Raw genomic sequence first — 13,442 nt, 5'->3', positions numbered from 1 at the left:
CTGCCTCAGCCGCGTGGCATCCAGGTCAGCACGTCGCCCCTGCTGCCCGCCCCGCCGTGGAACGCCTCCACCGGCTCGAGGTGGCGCACGGTCCGCCACTGGCCGGGGGCCCAGGCGCGCAGCACCAGCCCCTCCTCCGAGAACGCGATGAGTGTTCCCGCCTCTGTGGCCAGCATCCCGGCCTCGACTCGCTCGTTCTGGTCCTCCGCGACCTGCACCGTCCACGCCGGCATGTGGCGCTCCCCCTGGCCGGGGCATCTGTGCGACACCCGGTGTCAAGAACCAACCCGGGGTTGCCCCCGGACGTCAACGCCCGCGCGCGCGTCTTGGCCCTGCGTGAGGGAACCGCGCCGGACGGAATCGGCTCAGGCGCGCCAGGCCGGGCGCACCAGCCGGCGCAGCTGCGGCAGGCGGGTCGGGCGGTCCGGCCGGGCGGCCCAGGTGCGCCCGCCGGCGCGCAGCCCCAGGCCGATCAGCCGGCGCAGCACCAGGATCGCGGCGGCGGTGGCCAGGGCCGGCCAGCCCGGTCCGCCGACCAGCCGCAGCAGGCCGGCCGCGGTGAGCAGGTCGAGGAACACCGGCAGCGCCGCGGCCGGACGGCGGGTCGCCACCAGCGCCACCAGGCCGGCGAGCAGTGCCGCCGCGGTCGCCACCAGCGCCAGCGCCACGCCGGCGTTCTGGAGCGCCGTGCTCACGCCGGCCGCGCCGCGGTGTCGCCGTGCGCCCGCTCCTCGGCGAGCTGGCGGCGCTCCTCGTCGATCTCCCGGGCCAGGAAGTAGTTCAGCGCCGTCCGGATCGCGGCCACCGCGGCGAGCTGGCCGAGCTCGCGGAAGCTGGGCGCCACCGCCGTCCGCAGCACGTCGCTGGCCAGCTGGAACTCCAGGCCCAGGGCGAGGAAGCGGCCCAGGGTAAGCCGGACGGGCACGAAGGCCCGCGCGTCCCGGTCCCGCATCCCCACCACGACGAACCGCACGAAGGCCCACAGCGCGCCGACGACGATCACCGCGGCGCCGCATGCCTCCACGACGGGCACCAGGACACCGAGCGCGTCTCGCAGGACTTCCTCCACCGGCGCCCCCTACCCGACCGCTCCCGGGGCCACCCGGTGTCCGGGGATGGGTCTCAGGCCGCGGGACGGCCGAGCACGTCGGCCAGCGTCAGCCGGTCGGCCCGCGACCGGTCGACGACGGTCACCGCCGCCCGCCCGGCGCCGCCGGCCGGTCCCGCGACCGACTGCAGCAGGGTTCGCCAGCGGGTGGCGTGCCGGTGCATCGACCGCGCCGGGATCGCCCGCCCGCGAGCGGTCTGCCCGCTCTCGGCGACTTCCCGTGACGCGTCGAGGAGCACCAGCCGCACCGAGCGCCCGGCCCGCCGCGCGGCGGACAGGACGGCGGCGCGCCACCACGGCCGGGTCCACGGATCGGTGAGGACGACGACCGGTGCCGGCCCGGCGACGACGCGCAGCACCCGCACCCGGTGGCAGGCGTGCACCAGCGGCCGGACCACCCGGTACGGGACGGCCGGCGCCACGTCCTGCAGCCGGGCGGCGACGTCCTCGGAGTCCAGGTCGACGACGCCCGGGTCGCGCTCGCCCAGGAGCCGGCGCAGCAGCGTCGTCTTGCCGCTCCCGGGGAGCCCGCCGACCACCACCAGGACGCCCTGCGGCGCCCCGTGCCCGCGGGCCCCTCGCGCCGCGGTGGGGGCCGATCCGGTCTGCACGACCACGTGCGGCCACCTCCTCCCGTCTCTGCGCCCATGCTCCCCGCCCGGGCTCGGCGTCGGCGGTGCGCCGGCTGTGGGAACGCTGTGGGATGCCGCCGTCCGGGTTCCGCTGCCAGGGGTCTGACCTGCGCGTTAGGTCAGGCTCAGCTTGCTGGCGGGCCCGTCGGGGACGTGCCAACCTGGTGCATGACCTCTCTCCAGGACATGCCCCAGGTCCAGAACTGCGCGGTCGACAGCTGCTCGTACAACGCCGAGCACAACTGTCACGCGGGCGCGATCACGGTGGGCGGCGACCACGCCCACTGCGGCACCTTCGTGGAGATCAGCTTCCGCGGCGGGCTGGACCGCAACGGACTGGTCGGGGCCTGCCACCGCTCCGACTGCGTGCACAACGACAAGCTCGAGTGCCACGCCCCGAGCGTCCGCGTCGGGCCGAGCACCGACGCCGCCGACTGCCTCACCTACGAGGCCAGGTGACCTGATTGGACGGCCCCGCTGCAGGGTCCCGCGGCGGGCCCCTGCCGGTCCTCCTGCAGGGGCCCGCCGCGAGCCTGCGAGTGGCGGAGGGCAGGAGGGCAGGAGGGCAGGAGGGCAGGAGGGCCCTTCACGGGGGGCAGCGGGGTCCTTCAGCTACGAGGCCAGGTAGTCCAGGTCCCCTAGGGACTCTGCCGACAGCCCCCCGGCCGGGTCGGCGCGCAGCGCACCGTCGGCCACGGCCAGCGCGGCGACCGGGTCGTCGTCGTCCACCAGGACCGCACGGCCGCCGGTGGCCACCGGGCGCAGTGCGGCGAGCACGGTGCGACGGTCCGGCGCGGTCAGCCCGTCGGTGAGGCGGTCGATGAGCACGATCGTCGCCCCTACCTCGCGCACGGCCTCGACGGCCGCCACGCGCCGGTGCACGTCGTCGTCCGCGGCGGCCGCGAGCCGGTGCACGCGGACGGCGGAGTGCCCGGAGGCGCAGCGGCCGCTGTCGTCGTCCAGCGCGGCCATCACCCGGCGGCGGGCGGCGGCCGGGCCCAGGAGCACGGTCACGTCGCCGACCGGCAGTCGCAGCCCCACGCGGATCTCCTTCGCCTCGTGCTCCCGCCCGTCCGGGCGCGGTAAGGCGAGGCTAACCTCTTCCGCGCGCCGCCGTCCACCCTCCGGCCGACAGCAGAGCGGCGCCGCCCCCACCGGGGACGGCGCCGCTGCGGCGGAGGACGTCAGTCGTCGTCGCCGCCACGATGGCCCCACCAGCCGGGACCGCCGCCGTGCGGCATGTCCTCGTGGGTGGCGTTGACCCACTCCGTGACCCGCTCCTCCAGGTCGGCCAGCCGCTCGTCGGCCACGTCCTGGGGCATGCCCTCTTCGACTGCCTCCGCGATGCGCTCCTGCTTCTCCGTGACCAGGGCGTCGACGAGCGTGTCGACCGCGACGCCCTGCTCCTCGGCGATCGACGCCAGGGTGGCGCCTTCGGCCTCGAGCGCGGTGCGCAGCTCGTCCTCGGTCATGCCCAGCGTCTCGGCGGCGGTCTCGAGACCGAACCAGCCGCCGTGGCCGTGGTGGCCGAAGCCGGCGCCGTCGAGCGTGGTGGCCACCTCGTCGGCCTGCTCCTGGGTGATCGACCCGTCGTCCACCAGGCCGGAGAGCGCGTCCTTGATGCGGTCCACGACGGACGTGGACGTGCCGTCGGTCTCGTCGGTGGCGGCGACGGCGGGAACGGCCACGGCCAGTCCGGTCAGCGTCAGGGCGCCTGCGGCGGCGGCGACGACCAACTTCTTGCGCACGGTGGTCTCCTCGGTCTGCGGCCGGCGGATCCAGCCCTCCAGGAGATGGTCGGACCGGAACCTGTGACGGAGCTGTCAGCGTCCCGTGGCCTCGCTGGGATCAGGAGCCACCGGCCACCAGGTCCGCACGTCGCCCGGGAGAGCGGCGGTGCAGGGGGTCCAGAGCGGTGAGCTGGGAACTCCTCCCCGTGCCACATGCGTGGATACACCCGTGCCTCGGAGACCGGCCGGCAGGAGGGCTCCCGTGTTCACCCGCTGCTCGGGCGCCGTGCACCGCCGCGTCGTCCCGGCGTCCGATCGGGCAACCAGCGTGGGCCGGGACGGAGCACCCCCGAGGACGGAGCCGACCGTGTCCCACCTCCCTGTCCCGGCCGCGGACGGCCTGTCCCGCCGGCGCCTGCTGCAGGGGGCGGCGGTCCTCGGCGCCGGGGTCGGCCTGGGCGCCCTCGGCGGTCCCGTCCCCGCGGCGTCCGGCGCGCCCACCCTGGTGCGCTCGCGGCCGGAGGTCCGGTGGGGCGTGCAGAGCGGGGACGTCACGACCCGCTCGGCCGTGGTCTGGTCCAAGACCGACCGCCCGGCCCGGATGCTGGTGGAGGTCGCGGCCACGGCCGACTTCCGCCGGCCCCGCGGGCGGTGGCGGCTCGACGTCGGACCGGACACCGACCACACCGGTCGGGTGCACCTCGACGGCCTGCCGGCCGGGACCGAGCTGTTCTACCGGGTGCGGTTCGACGCCGACGGGCACGACAGCGAGCCGGTGGTCGGCCGGCTGCGCACCGCGCCCCGCGACCGGCGCGACGTCACCTTCGCCTGGTCGGGGGACGTCGCCGGCCAGGGGTGGGGCATCAACCCCGACACCGGCGGCATGACCGGCTTCGAGGCGGTGCGCCGCCTGCAGCCGGACTTCTTCCTGCACTCCGGCGACAACGTCTACGCCGACGGGCCGCTGCAGGAGCGCGTCACCCTGCCCGACGGCACGGTCTGGCGCAACGTCGTCACGCCGGAGAAGAGCAAGGTGGCCGAGACGCTCGACGAGTACCGCGGCCAGTACCGCTACAACCTGCTCGACGCCAACCTGCGCGGGATGGCGGCCGAGGTGCCCCTGGTGGTCCAGTGGGACGACCACGAGGTCACCAACAACTGGTACCCGGGCGAGGTGCTCACCGACGAGCGGTACACGGTCCGGGACGTCGACACGCTCGCCGCCCGCGCCCGCCAGGCCTTCCACGAGTACACACCCATCGGCGGCGACCGGGTGCAGCGGATGCTGCCGTACGGCCCGCTGGTGGACGTCGTCGCCCTCGACCTGCGCACTTCCCGCGGCCCGAACACCGGCAACCTCGCCGCTGACGGGCCGGACACGCGCATCCTCGGCGAGGAGCAGCTGGCGCGGGTCACCCGGCAGCTCACGGGGTCGCGGGCGCTGTGGAAGGTGGTCGCGTCGGACATGCCGATCGGGCTGGTCGTCCCCGACGGCGAGCTCGACCAGGAGGGCATCGCCAACCGCGACCCCGGCCGGCCGCTGGGCAGGGAGCAGGAGGTCGCCCGGCTGCTGTCGGACCTCAGGCGGCACGGCGTCCGCAACGTCGTCTGGTTGACCGCCGACGTCCACTACACGGCAGCCCACCACTACTCCCCGGAGCGCGCGACCTTCGTCGACTTCGACCCGTTCTGGGAGTTTGTGTCCGGGCCGCTGCACGCGGGCACCTTCGGGCCGAGCGAACTCGACGGGACGTTCGGGCCGGAGGTGATCTTCTCCCGCACCGGCCGGCGGGCGGGCGAGGAGCCCAACGACTCCTCCCAGTTCCTCGGGCACGTCCGCATCGACGGCGACAGCGGGGTGATGACCGTGGAGCTGCGGGACGTCGGCGGCCGGGTGCTGCACCGCACGGACCTGACGCCGTCCTGACCCATCCCGGGAGCGACCGGTCCCCGGTGTCCCGGCGGTCCCGGCGCGGCCCCGCCCGCGCCGCCCGGTCGTGAAGCGCCGGCCGCCGGCGGAGTGGGCGACCGGGGTGCCGCCGTCGTCGCGGTGAGGCGGTCGCCGCGCCCCGGCCGAGCCCGCGGACACCACGCCCCCGCCGCCGCTACGGTGACGCCCGTGCGCGGTGGGGCGGGCAGGACGACCGGCACGCACCGGTCTCCCGGGGGCAACCCCGGGGCAGCGCAGCGAGCCAGACACCACGTCAGCCGCCACCAGGAGCGCTCCGCGCACGACCTGGCGACTCCCTCAGGGAGAGGCTGCCTCCCCCGCCGCGCACGCCGGTGACGGCCCGCCCGCGTTCGGCCCGCACCGCCTCCGGCACCGCCACGGCGCTGCTCGCCGGGGCCCTGGTCCCGGCGCACGATGGTCCCGCCGGGTCGCGGTCGCCCTCGGGTTCGCGCGGGCACCGCGCTGGATCGGCACGCTGGTCGACGAGGTGCTCGCCGCGTACGCCGCGGCGCCGGTCGACCGGCCGCGGGAGCTAACGCTCTTCGTCCAGCGCACGCAGGGCTGGGAGCGGATGGGCAGTCCGCCGCGCGTCGTCCACCGGCAGCCGAGGGCCACGGCGGTGGCGCGCGACCGCTTCGGCGTCGCCCCGCTCGCGGACGCCGCCGCACTGGCCCGGTTGCTCGACCTCGACCACGGCGAGCTCGCCTGGTTCGCCGACGTCCGCGGGCTGGAGCGCACGGTCGGTGAGCCGCTGCGCCACTACCGCTGGCACGCCGTCGAGCGGCGCGGCGGGGTGCGGCTGCTGGCCGAGCCCAAGGCGCGGCTCGAGGAGGTGCAGCGGCCGCTGTTGCGGCACGTGCTCGCCCGGGTCCCGGTGCACGACGCCGCCCACGGCTGCGTGCCGGGCCGGTCGGTGCGGACGGCAGCCGCGCCGCACACCAGCCGCGCCGTCGTCCTCGGGATGGACCTGGAGGCGTTCTTCGCCTCGGTGACCGCACCGAGGGTCTGGGGGCTGCTGCAGGGCACCGTGGGACTGACCGAGCCGGTCGCCCACCTGCTCACCGGGCTGGTGACGACGACGGCGCCGGCAGGGGTGTGGCGCGCGCTGCCGGTGCCGTCCGGCGCGGGCGCGCGGGAGCGGCACCGGCGGCTCGGCGAACGGTTGACCACCTTGCACCTGCCGCAGGGCGCCCCGACCTCGCCCGCGCTGGCGAACCTCGTCTGCTTCCGCCTCGACCGCCGGCTGGCCGGCCTGGCGGCGACCGTCGGCGCCCGCTACACCCGCTACGTCGACGACCTGACCTTCTCCGGGGACCGCCGGCTCCGCGCCGACCAGTGCGCGTCGCTGGTCACCGAGGTCGCCGCCGAGGAGGGGTTCCGGGTGAACCCGGCCAAGACCCGGGTGGCCGGCGCCGATTCGCGGCAGCAGGTGCTGGGCGCCGTCGTCAACACCCGGCCAACGCTGCCCCGGCCCGAGCGGGATGCGCTGCGCGCGCTGCTGCACAACTGTGCGCGGCACGGCTGGACCGGCCAGACCCGCGGGCACGACCCGGCGACCTTCAGCGAGCACGTCCTCGGCCGGGTGGCCTGGGCCGGCTCGCTCGACCCGGTGTTCGGCGAGCGGCTGCACGCCCTCGCTGCACGCATCGACTGGAGCTGAGTCGCGCGTCCCCCACCGGCGGCCGGGTCACAGGTCGACGGCCATGGTCCCGGCGGCGGCGCCCGGGACCGGGGCGAAGCCGGCGGCGCGGTAGAGGCGCACCGACGGGTTGCCGGCCTCGACGCTCAGGCTGACCTGCCGCACCCCCCGGCGGCGCGCCTCGGCCAGCGCCTGCCGGAGCAGCCGGCCGCCGATGCCCTGCCCCCGGTATCCGGACCAGACGCAGAGGCCGAGCTCCGGGACGCCGTCGGCCACGAAGCCGTAGCCGGGGTCCTCGGCGCCGAGGAGGAGCGCCCAGACCACGCCCACCACCAGGCCCTGCCGCTCGGCGACGAACCCGAGGTCACCGCGCCCGGGGCGGAACACCGTGTAGTGGCGCAGGTCGGGACGCTCGTCGACGTCGCGAGCGGTGAACCGCTGCTCCCCCGTCCAGTTGACGTTCGCGAGGGTCGCCGTCCGCAGCAGCTCGCGGTCGCTCGCGGTCAGCGGCCGTGCGGTCACCTGCGTCGGCACGGGGCGGCTCAGCGCGGGACTCAGACGAGGAAGCGGTAGGCCGTCGTCCCCGGCGCGACGTGCTGGATGCGCAGCGGGCTGGCCTCGATGCGCGCCAGCAGCGCCGGGAAGTCCGCCGCGCTGCCGAGCTCGATGCCGGTGAGGGCGGCGCCGGTCTCCCGGTTGTCGCGCTTGACGTACTCGAACAGCACGATGTCGTCGTCCGGGCCGAGCACCTCGTCGAGGAAGCGCCGCAACGCACCGGGCTCCTGCGGGAACTCGATGAGGAAGTAGTGCTTGAGGCCGCGGTGGACCAGCGAGCGCTCGACCACCTCGCCGTACCGGCTGACGTCGTTGTTGCCGCCCGACAGCAGGCAGACCACCGTCTGCCCCGGCTCGACCGGGACCAGCCCGCCGGTCAGCGCGGCGCTGGCCAGGGCCCCGGCGGGCTCGGCGATGACGCCGTCCACCTGGTAGAGGTCGAGCATCTCGGTGCAGATCTGCCCCTCGGGGACCGCGACCAGCTCGGCGCCGGAGTCGCGCACCAGCGGGAACGTCACGTCCCCGACCCGGCGGACGGCGGCGCCGTCGACGAACGTGTCGAGCTGCGGCAGCTCCACGGGTCCCCCGGCGCCGAGCGCGGCGGCCATGCTCGCCGCCCCGACCGGCTCCACGCCGATGACGCGCGTGCCGGGGCTGCGCCGCCGCAACCAGGTGGCGCAGCCGGCCAGCAGCCCGCCGCCACCCACCGGGAGGACGACGACGTCGGGCGGGGCGGGCAGCTGCTCGAGCAGCTCCAGCGCCACGGTCGCCTGCCCGATCACGGTGGGGACGGCGTCGAAGGCCGGCACCAGCGTGGCGCCGGTGTCCCGCGCGTGGGCGAGTGCGGCGGCCGCCGCCTCGTCGTAGGTGTCGCCGGTGACCACCAGGTCGACCACCTCCCCACCGAGGGCGGTGATGCGGTCCCGCTTCTGCCGCGGCGTCGTCCCCGGGACGAAGACCGAGCCGTGCACGCCCAGGGCCCGGCAGGCGTGGGCGACGCCCTGCCCGTGGTTGCCGGCGCTGGCGCAGACGACGCCGGCGGCCTGCCGGGTGGGGTCGAGCTGGCTGATCGTGTTGTAGGCGCCGCGGATCTTGTAGGACCGGCCGACCTGCAGGTCCTCGCGCTTGACCCACACGTCGGCGCCGGTCGCCGCGGACAGCCGTGCGCTGCGCTGCAGCGGCGTCCGCTCGGCCACCCCGGCCAGCCGACGGGCGGCCGCCGCCACCTCGGCGGCGAGGCGCTGGGCCGTCCCGGGGTCTGCGACGTCGACGCTGTCGTTCACGCGCCCATCCTCCGCGACGGACGCCGACCCGCACCGCGACCCCCGAGACGCCGGCCCGACCCGGGACGCCCGCGAGCGCCCGGAGCCGCGCGCCGTCCACCGCCGCACACTGGGGCCGTGAGCCCGGAGACCCCCGAGAGCGCGGGGAGGCGCGGCGTCGTCCGCCTTCTGAACACCACCGGCGGGCGGCTGCTGTGCCTGGCCGGCGCGGTCGACGCCGCGGCCGTCGACGACTTCTGGCGGCGCTACGGCCGCGAGCCGGCACGGGTCGACCGGATCGACGCCCGGTCGGTCACCGCGCTGTCCGAGCCCGGGCGCGAGCTGCTGCTCGACCACGTCGAGGCCGCCGAGCTCGCCGGCCGGCCGGTGGAGCTGCGCCCCTCCCCCGTGGTCACCCGCGTGCTGACCGGCGGGGAGGCCGGTGCGGACCGTCGATGACCCGCGCGGGTGGAGTCGCTACACCGTGGGTACCCCGGCGGCCATGAGCGGGAAGTCTGCGGAGGACTACGCGGAGGACTACACGGACCCGGAGCTGCGCGCGCGGCTCAAGGAGGAGATCAAGGCGGGCGACCGCGGCGGGCGGCCGGGGCAGTGGAGCGCCCGCAAGAGCCAGCTGCTCACGCACGAGTACGAGGCCCATGGCGGTGGCTACCGCCACGAGGGCGAGCGCACCGCGGCCCAGCGGCACCTCGAGGAGTGGACCGAGCAGGAGTGGCACACCGCCGACGGCGGGGACCGCGCCCGCGGCGCCGACGGCACGTCGCGCTACCTGCCCGACGCCGCCTGGCAGCTGCTCAGCGACGCCGAGAAGCGGGCCACCGACTCCCGGAAGCGGCACGGCGAGGAGCAGCACGTGGCCAACACCGACGCCGCGAAGGAGGCACGGAAGGCCGCCGAGCTCCTCGACGTCGACGCGGCCGAGGCCCGCCGGCGGGTGTCGGCGATGAGCGGGGACTCGCAGCTCGATCGCGCCGAACGCGCCGAGCGGGAGCTGGGCAGGGGCCGCAAGACGGTGCTCGAGGCGATCGAGCGTCGCCGCCACGGCTCCTGACCCGGCCGGGCGTCAGGACCGCAGGGCGGCCGCCAGCGCGGGCCCGGCCTCGGCCAGCCAGGCCCGGTAGGCGTCGGCCTGCATGCGCAGGTCCGAGCGGGAGTACTCCAGGAACCCCTGGTGCCCGGCCGCCGCGTAGCGCGCGATCAGCGTGCAGAACCACTCCTGGTTTTGCTGGAGCGCGGCGGGCAGGAGTCGGCGGTCGCCGTCGTCGGCCCCGTAGGCGTCCAGGAACAGCCGCAACCGGCGCAGACCGCGGCCGCGCCGGGCGTCACGGATGGTCGCGTCCGGTCGTACCGGCGCCCACAGCCGGGCGGCACACGCGACGTCCCAGACCCGCGAGCCGGGGCCGGCGAGGTCGAAGTCGATGAGCGCGACCGCCCGCCCGTCGCGGAAGACGACGTTGTCCAGGTTGAGGTCGTTGTGACCCACCAGCTCGCCGCGGAACGCCGCCGGCGGGGAGGTCGGCCACGGGTACGGCGACGGGTCGAAGCCGGCCACGGCGGAGTGGTAGGAGCGCAGCAGCTCCGCAACGCTGACCAGCGCCTCGTCGGTGAGTGCCCACGCCGGGTAGGGCGGCAGGACGGTCGACCCGGGCACGTAGCTCAGCACCTCCCGTCCCCGCTCGTCCACGCCCAGGAACCGTGGCGCCCCCACGAACCCGACGTCCTCGAGGTGGCGGAGCAGCGCGTGGGCGGCCGGGCTGGTGCTGCGCAGCGGGCGGCGGACGGTGTCCCCCACCCGGACGACGAGTCCGCGGTTCGCCACGCCCCCGGGCAGCGGGACCTCCGGCTCGGTCACTCCCGGACTCACCCGTCGAGCAGGGCCTGGGCGAACGTGCGGTGGGTGACCAGGCCCTGCACCAGCCCGCTGCGCAGCGCGGCCCGCCCCGCCGTGACCTTCTCCACGCCGTACGGGATCGCGATGACCTCGGCGATCGCGCGCATCTGCTCGGCGTCGATGCCGATCACCCGCTCGCTCAGCGCGGCGCGGACGGGCTCGCCGTCGGCGGTGAGGAGGACCCCGGAGACCTCCGCGCAGACGCCCAGCCGGGTCAGCTCCACCCGGTCGGCCTCGCGGGCGGTGTCGTAGAGCGTCGACCGGCCGGGCGCCCAGAGCCCCACACCGACCACGGCCTTGGTGACGCGCGGCAGCTGCCCGAAGGCCAGGGCTACCTCCCGCTGCCCGCGCAGCGCCCGCGCGGTCGCCGCGTCGGGGAGCGTGAACGGCGCGTAGAAGACGTAGGCCGGCCCGCCGGCGGCCCGGGCCACGTCGCGGACGACGTCGATCGACGTCTCGTCACCGTCGGGCAGGGCGACGGCGCCGGTGAGCTGGACGACGGGGACGGCGGCCAGCCGCGGCAGCGCCCGGGCCATCGCACCGACCGAGCGGGACCAGGCCACCCCCAGCACGTCGTCGGGTCCGGTGATCTCGGCGAGCAGCTCGGCGGCGACCTGCCCGAGCTGCCGGCGGACGTCGGCCGGCGGGCCCTCCGGGGTGTCCACGACGACGGCGTGCTCGAGCCCGTACGCGTCCTGGACCCGGGCGGACAGGTCGACGTCGATCAGGCCGCGGTGCCCGATCTCGATCCGGACCAGGCCGGTGGCGCGGGCGGTCTCGATGAGCCGCGCGACCTTGAACCGGCTGAGGCCGAACTCGTCGGCGATCTCGGTCTTCGAGCGCCCGTCCAGGTAGTAGCGGCGCGCCACCGAGGCCGAGAGCACCAGGGACGCGGGACCGGCAAGCTGGGTGATCATCCCCGACCTCCTGCTCAGATGAGCGCTCCGCGCCCATCTTTGCACTCCCCCTTGACGACCGGAGATGTGACTGCCGACACTTCGCCACGACGGCGCGCCGCTCCTCGGGACGGGGACGGACGCGTGCCCGCGGTCATCGACGGGAGAGCTGAGGCAGACCGTGACCACAGCAGAGACAGCGACCAAGAGCTCCGGCGCCCGCATTGCGGTGCAGAAGTTCGGCACCTTCCTGTCCGGCATGATCATGCCGAACATCGCCGCCTTCATCGCCTGGGGCATCGTGACGGCGTTCTTCATCGAGACCGGCTGGACTCCGGTCCCCGGGCTCGGCGGGTTCGGGGAGAACGAGGCCGGGGAGCCGAACACCGGCCTGGTCGGCCCGATGATCCGCTACATGCTGCCGCTGCTGATCGCGGTCCAGGGCGGCCGGATGGTCTACGGCGTACGCGGTGCCGTGGTGGCCGCGGTGGCGACCATGGGCGTCATCGTCAGCACCGAGCAGCCGATGTTCCTGGGCGCGCTGATCATGGCCCCGTTCGCCGCCTGGGTGATGAAGCAGCTCGACAAGCTCTGGGACGGCAAGATCAAGCCCGGCTTCGAGATGCTGGTGAACAACTTCTCGGCCGGCATCGCGTCCGCGGCGCTCGCCGTCCTGGGGTTCTTCACCTTCGGCCCCGTCATCGAGGTCGTCTCCCGGGCGCTGGGCAACGGCGTCGACTGGCTGGTCGACAACGGGCTGCTGCCGCTGGCCAGCATCATCATCGAACCGGCCAAGGTGCTGTTCCTGAACAACGCGATCAACCACGGCGTGCTCACCCCGCTGGGCGTGCAGCAGGCCGCGGAGGACGGCCGGTCGATCCTGTTCCTGCTCGAGGCCAACCCCGGCCCCGGCCTGGGCGTCCTGCTGGCGTACTGCATCTTCGGCACCGGCATGGCCCGCAGCACCGCGCCCGCCGCGGCGATCATCCACTTCTTCGGCGGCATCCACGAGATCTACTTCCCGTACGTGCTGGCCAAGCCGATCCTGCTGCTGGGTGCCATCGCCGGCGGCATGGTGGGCATCGGGACCCTCGCCGTCTTCGACGCCGGCCTGCGGGCACCGGCCGCCCCGGGCTCGATCATCGCGGTGCTGGCGCAGACGCCGGGTGGCAGCTTCGTCGGTGTGATCCTGTCGGTCCTCCTGTCCGCGGCGACGTCCTTCGTCATCTGCTCCCTGCTGCTCAAGATGAGCCGGAAGCAGACGGGTGACCTCACCGAGGCCACCGCCTCGATGGAGGCCATGAAGGGCAAGAAGAGCTCGGTCGCCGGGACGCTCACCGCCACCGAGGAAGCCGTCGAGGACCAGTACGAGGCGGCCGGCATGGCCCACGGCGGCAGCGGTGCGGCAGCCGGTGCCGGCGCGGCGCAGCGCAGGCCGATCCACAACATCGTGTTCGCCTGCGACGCGGGCATGGGGTCCAGCGCGATGGGCGCGTCGGTCCTCCGCAACAAGATCAAGAAGGCCGGGTTCTCCGACGTCACCGTCACCAACCAGGCGATCGCGAACCTGACCGACGACGTCGACCTGATCGTCACGCACCAGGACCTCACGCCGCGTGCGCAGAGCATGTCGCCGTCGGCCGAGCACGTGTCGGTCGACAACTTCATGAACAGCCCGAAGTACGACGCGATCGTCGAGGAGCTGAAGGTGACCAATGCGCACGAGTCGGGGGCCCAGCAGTGACCCGCCCGGCGAC

The 13,442-nt window shown here is 75.3% G+C and carries 16 protein-coding genes; 6 read left to right on the top strand and 10 right to left on the bottom strand.

The annotated features are described in order from the left end of the window. Positions 1–5: 5 nt before the first annotated feature. The 4 genes from BLW63_RS18390 to BLW63_RS18375 form a co-directional block, all read right to left on the bottom strand. A complete protein-coding gene (locus BLW63_RS18390; RefSeq protein ID WP_091159446.1) occupies positions 6–233 on the bottom strand; it encodes a hypothetical protein in 228 nt (75 codons plus the stop codon). 132 nt (positions 234–365) lie between these two features. Then, complete coding sequence (locus BLW63_RS27435) at positions 366–695, bottom strand: hypothetical protein (protein WP_211517172.1); 330 nt, start codon at positions 693–695, stop codon at positions 366–368. Then, entirely contained in the window at positions 692–1,069 is a 378-nt protein-coding gene (locus BLW63_RS18380; protein ID WP_091159444.1) for a DUF1622 domain-containing protein, read from the bottom strand. Before BLW63_RS18380 ends, BLW63_RS27435 begins: the two co-directional genes overlap by 4 nt. Positions 1,070–1,122: 53 nt before the next feature. Further along, on the bottom strand, positions 1,123–1,725 hold the full coding sequence (locus tag BLW63_RS18375) for an AAA family ATPase (protein WP_091159442.1): 603 nt from the start codon (positions 1,723–1,725) through the stop codon (positions 1,123–1,125). Between the two features lie 183 nt (positions 1,726–1,908). Here BLW63_RS18375 and BLW63_RS18370 point away from each other — a divergent pair, with 183 nt between their 5' ends. Then, positions 1,909–2,199, top strand: coding sequence for a DUF1540 domain-containing protein (locus BLW63_RS18370; RefSeq protein WP_091159440.1), 291 nt, complete (start codon positions 1,909–1,911; stop codon positions 2,197–2,199). Between the two features lie 153 nt (positions 2,200–2,352). On the opposite strand, the gene BLW63_RS18365 is transcribed toward BLW63_RS18370, so the two are convergent. Beyond that, positions 2,353–2,781, bottom strand: a complete 429-nt coding sequence (locus BLW63_RS18365) for a hypothetical protein (protein ID WP_091159438.1) — start codon at positions 2,779–2,781, stop codon at positions 2,353–2,355. Positions 2,782–2,924: 143 nt separating this feature from the next. Continuing rightward, positions 2,925–3,488: a hypothetical protein gene (locus BLW63_RS18360; RefSeq protein ID WP_091159436.1), complete on the bottom strand. Its 564-nt coding sequence runs from the start codon at positions 3,486–3,488 to the stop codon at positions 2,925–2,927. A gap of 349 nt (positions 3,489–3,837) precedes the next feature. On the opposite strand from BLW63_RS18360, the gene BLW63_RS18355 reads away from it, so the two are divergent. Next, a complete protein-coding gene (locus tag BLW63_RS18355; protein ID WP_091159599.1) occupies positions 3,838–5,397 on the top strand; it encodes an alkaline phosphatase D family protein in 1,560 nt (519 codons plus the stop codon). A 511-nt stretch (positions 5,398–5,908) separates the two neighbouring features. Then, positions 5,909–7,081, top strand: coding sequence for a reverse transcriptase family protein (locus BLW63_RS18350; RefSeq protein WP_091159433.1), 1,173 nt, complete (start codon positions 5,909–5,911; stop codon positions 7,079–7,081). Between the two features lie 27 nt (positions 7,082–7,108). On the opposite strand, the gene BLW63_RS18345 is transcribed toward BLW63_RS18350, so the two are convergent. After that, positions 7,109–7,594, bottom strand: coding sequence for a GNAT family N-acetyltransferase (locus BLW63_RS18345; protein WP_091159430.1), 486 nt, complete (start codon positions 7,592–7,594; stop codon positions 7,109–7,111). Positions 7,595–7,614: 20 nt separating this feature from the next. After that, complete coding sequence (gene ilvA / locus BLW63_RS18340) at positions 7,615–8,898, bottom strand: threonine ammonia-lyase IlvA (protein ID WP_091159428.1); 1,284 nt, start codon at positions 8,896–8,898, stop codon at positions 7,615–7,617. A gap of 117 nt (positions 8,899–9,015) precedes the next feature. On the opposite strand from ilvA, the gene BLW63_RS18335 reads away from it, so the two are divergent. After that, positions 9,016–9,336: a hypothetical protein gene (locus tag BLW63_RS18335; RefSeq protein WP_091159425.1), complete on the top strand. Its 321-nt coding sequence runs from the start codon at positions 9,016–9,018 to the stop codon at positions 9,334–9,336. 43 nt (positions 9,337–9,379) lie between these two features. Further along, entirely contained in the window at positions 9,380–9,949 is a 570-nt protein-coding gene (locus BLW63_RS18330) for a hypothetical protein (protein ID WP_091159423.1), read from the top strand. A gap of 12 nt (positions 9,950–9,961) precedes the next feature. On the opposite strand, the gene BLW63_RS18325 is transcribed toward BLW63_RS18330, so the two are convergent. Next, positions 9,962–10,750 carry a phosphotransferase gene (locus BLW63_RS18325; protein ID WP_244522656.1) on the bottom strand — a complete coding sequence of 263 codons (789 nt, stop codon included), beginning with the start codon at positions 10,748–10,750 and terminating at the stop codon, positions 9,962–9,964. Positions 10,751–10,758: 8 nt separating this feature from the next. After that, a complete protein-coding gene (locus tag BLW63_RS18320) occupies positions 10,759–11,706 on the bottom strand; it encodes a sugar-binding transcriptional regulator (protein WP_091159418.1) in 948 nt (315 codons plus the stop codon). Positions 11,707–11,866: 160 nt separating this feature from the next. Between BLW63_RS18320 and BLW63_RS18315 the strand changes: the two genes are divergently transcribed. After that, positions 11,867–13,429 (top strand): PTS mannitol transporter subunit IIBC, encoded by a 1,563-nt coding sequence (locus BLW63_RS18315; protein WP_211517171.1) that lies wholly within the window; start codon positions 11,867–11,869, stop codon positions 13,427–13,429. The last annotated feature ends 13 nt before the right edge of the window (positions 13,430–13,442 follow it).

Origin of the sequence: Geodermatophilus africanus, from assembly GCF_900107105.1 — a bacterium.
Classification (GTDB): Bacteria; Actinomycetota; Actinomycetes; order Mycobacteriales; family Geodermatophilaceae; genus Geodermatophilus; species Geodermatophilus africanus.
This window is presented reverse-complemented; position numbering and strand designations above follow the sequence as displayed.

Excerpts from the sequence above, each read along its gene's own strand:
- BLW63_RS18320 (WP_091159418.1), bottom strand. The coding sequence starts at position 11,706 with ATGATCACCCAGCTTGCCGGTCCCGCGTCCCTGGTGCTCTCGGCCTCG.
- BLW63_RS18330 (WP_091159423.1), top strand. The coding sequence starts at position 9,380 with ATGAGCGGGAAGTCTGCGGAGGACTACGCGGAGGACTACACGGACCCG.
- BLW63_RS18390 (WP_091159446.1), bottom strand. The coding sequence starts at position 233 with ATGCCGGCGTGGACGGTGCAGGTCGCGGAGGACCAGAACGAGCGAGTC.
- BLW63_RS18370 (WP_091159440.1), top strand. The coding sequence starts at position 1,909 with ATGACCTCTCTCCAGGACATGCCCCAGGTCCAGAACTGCGCGGTCGAC.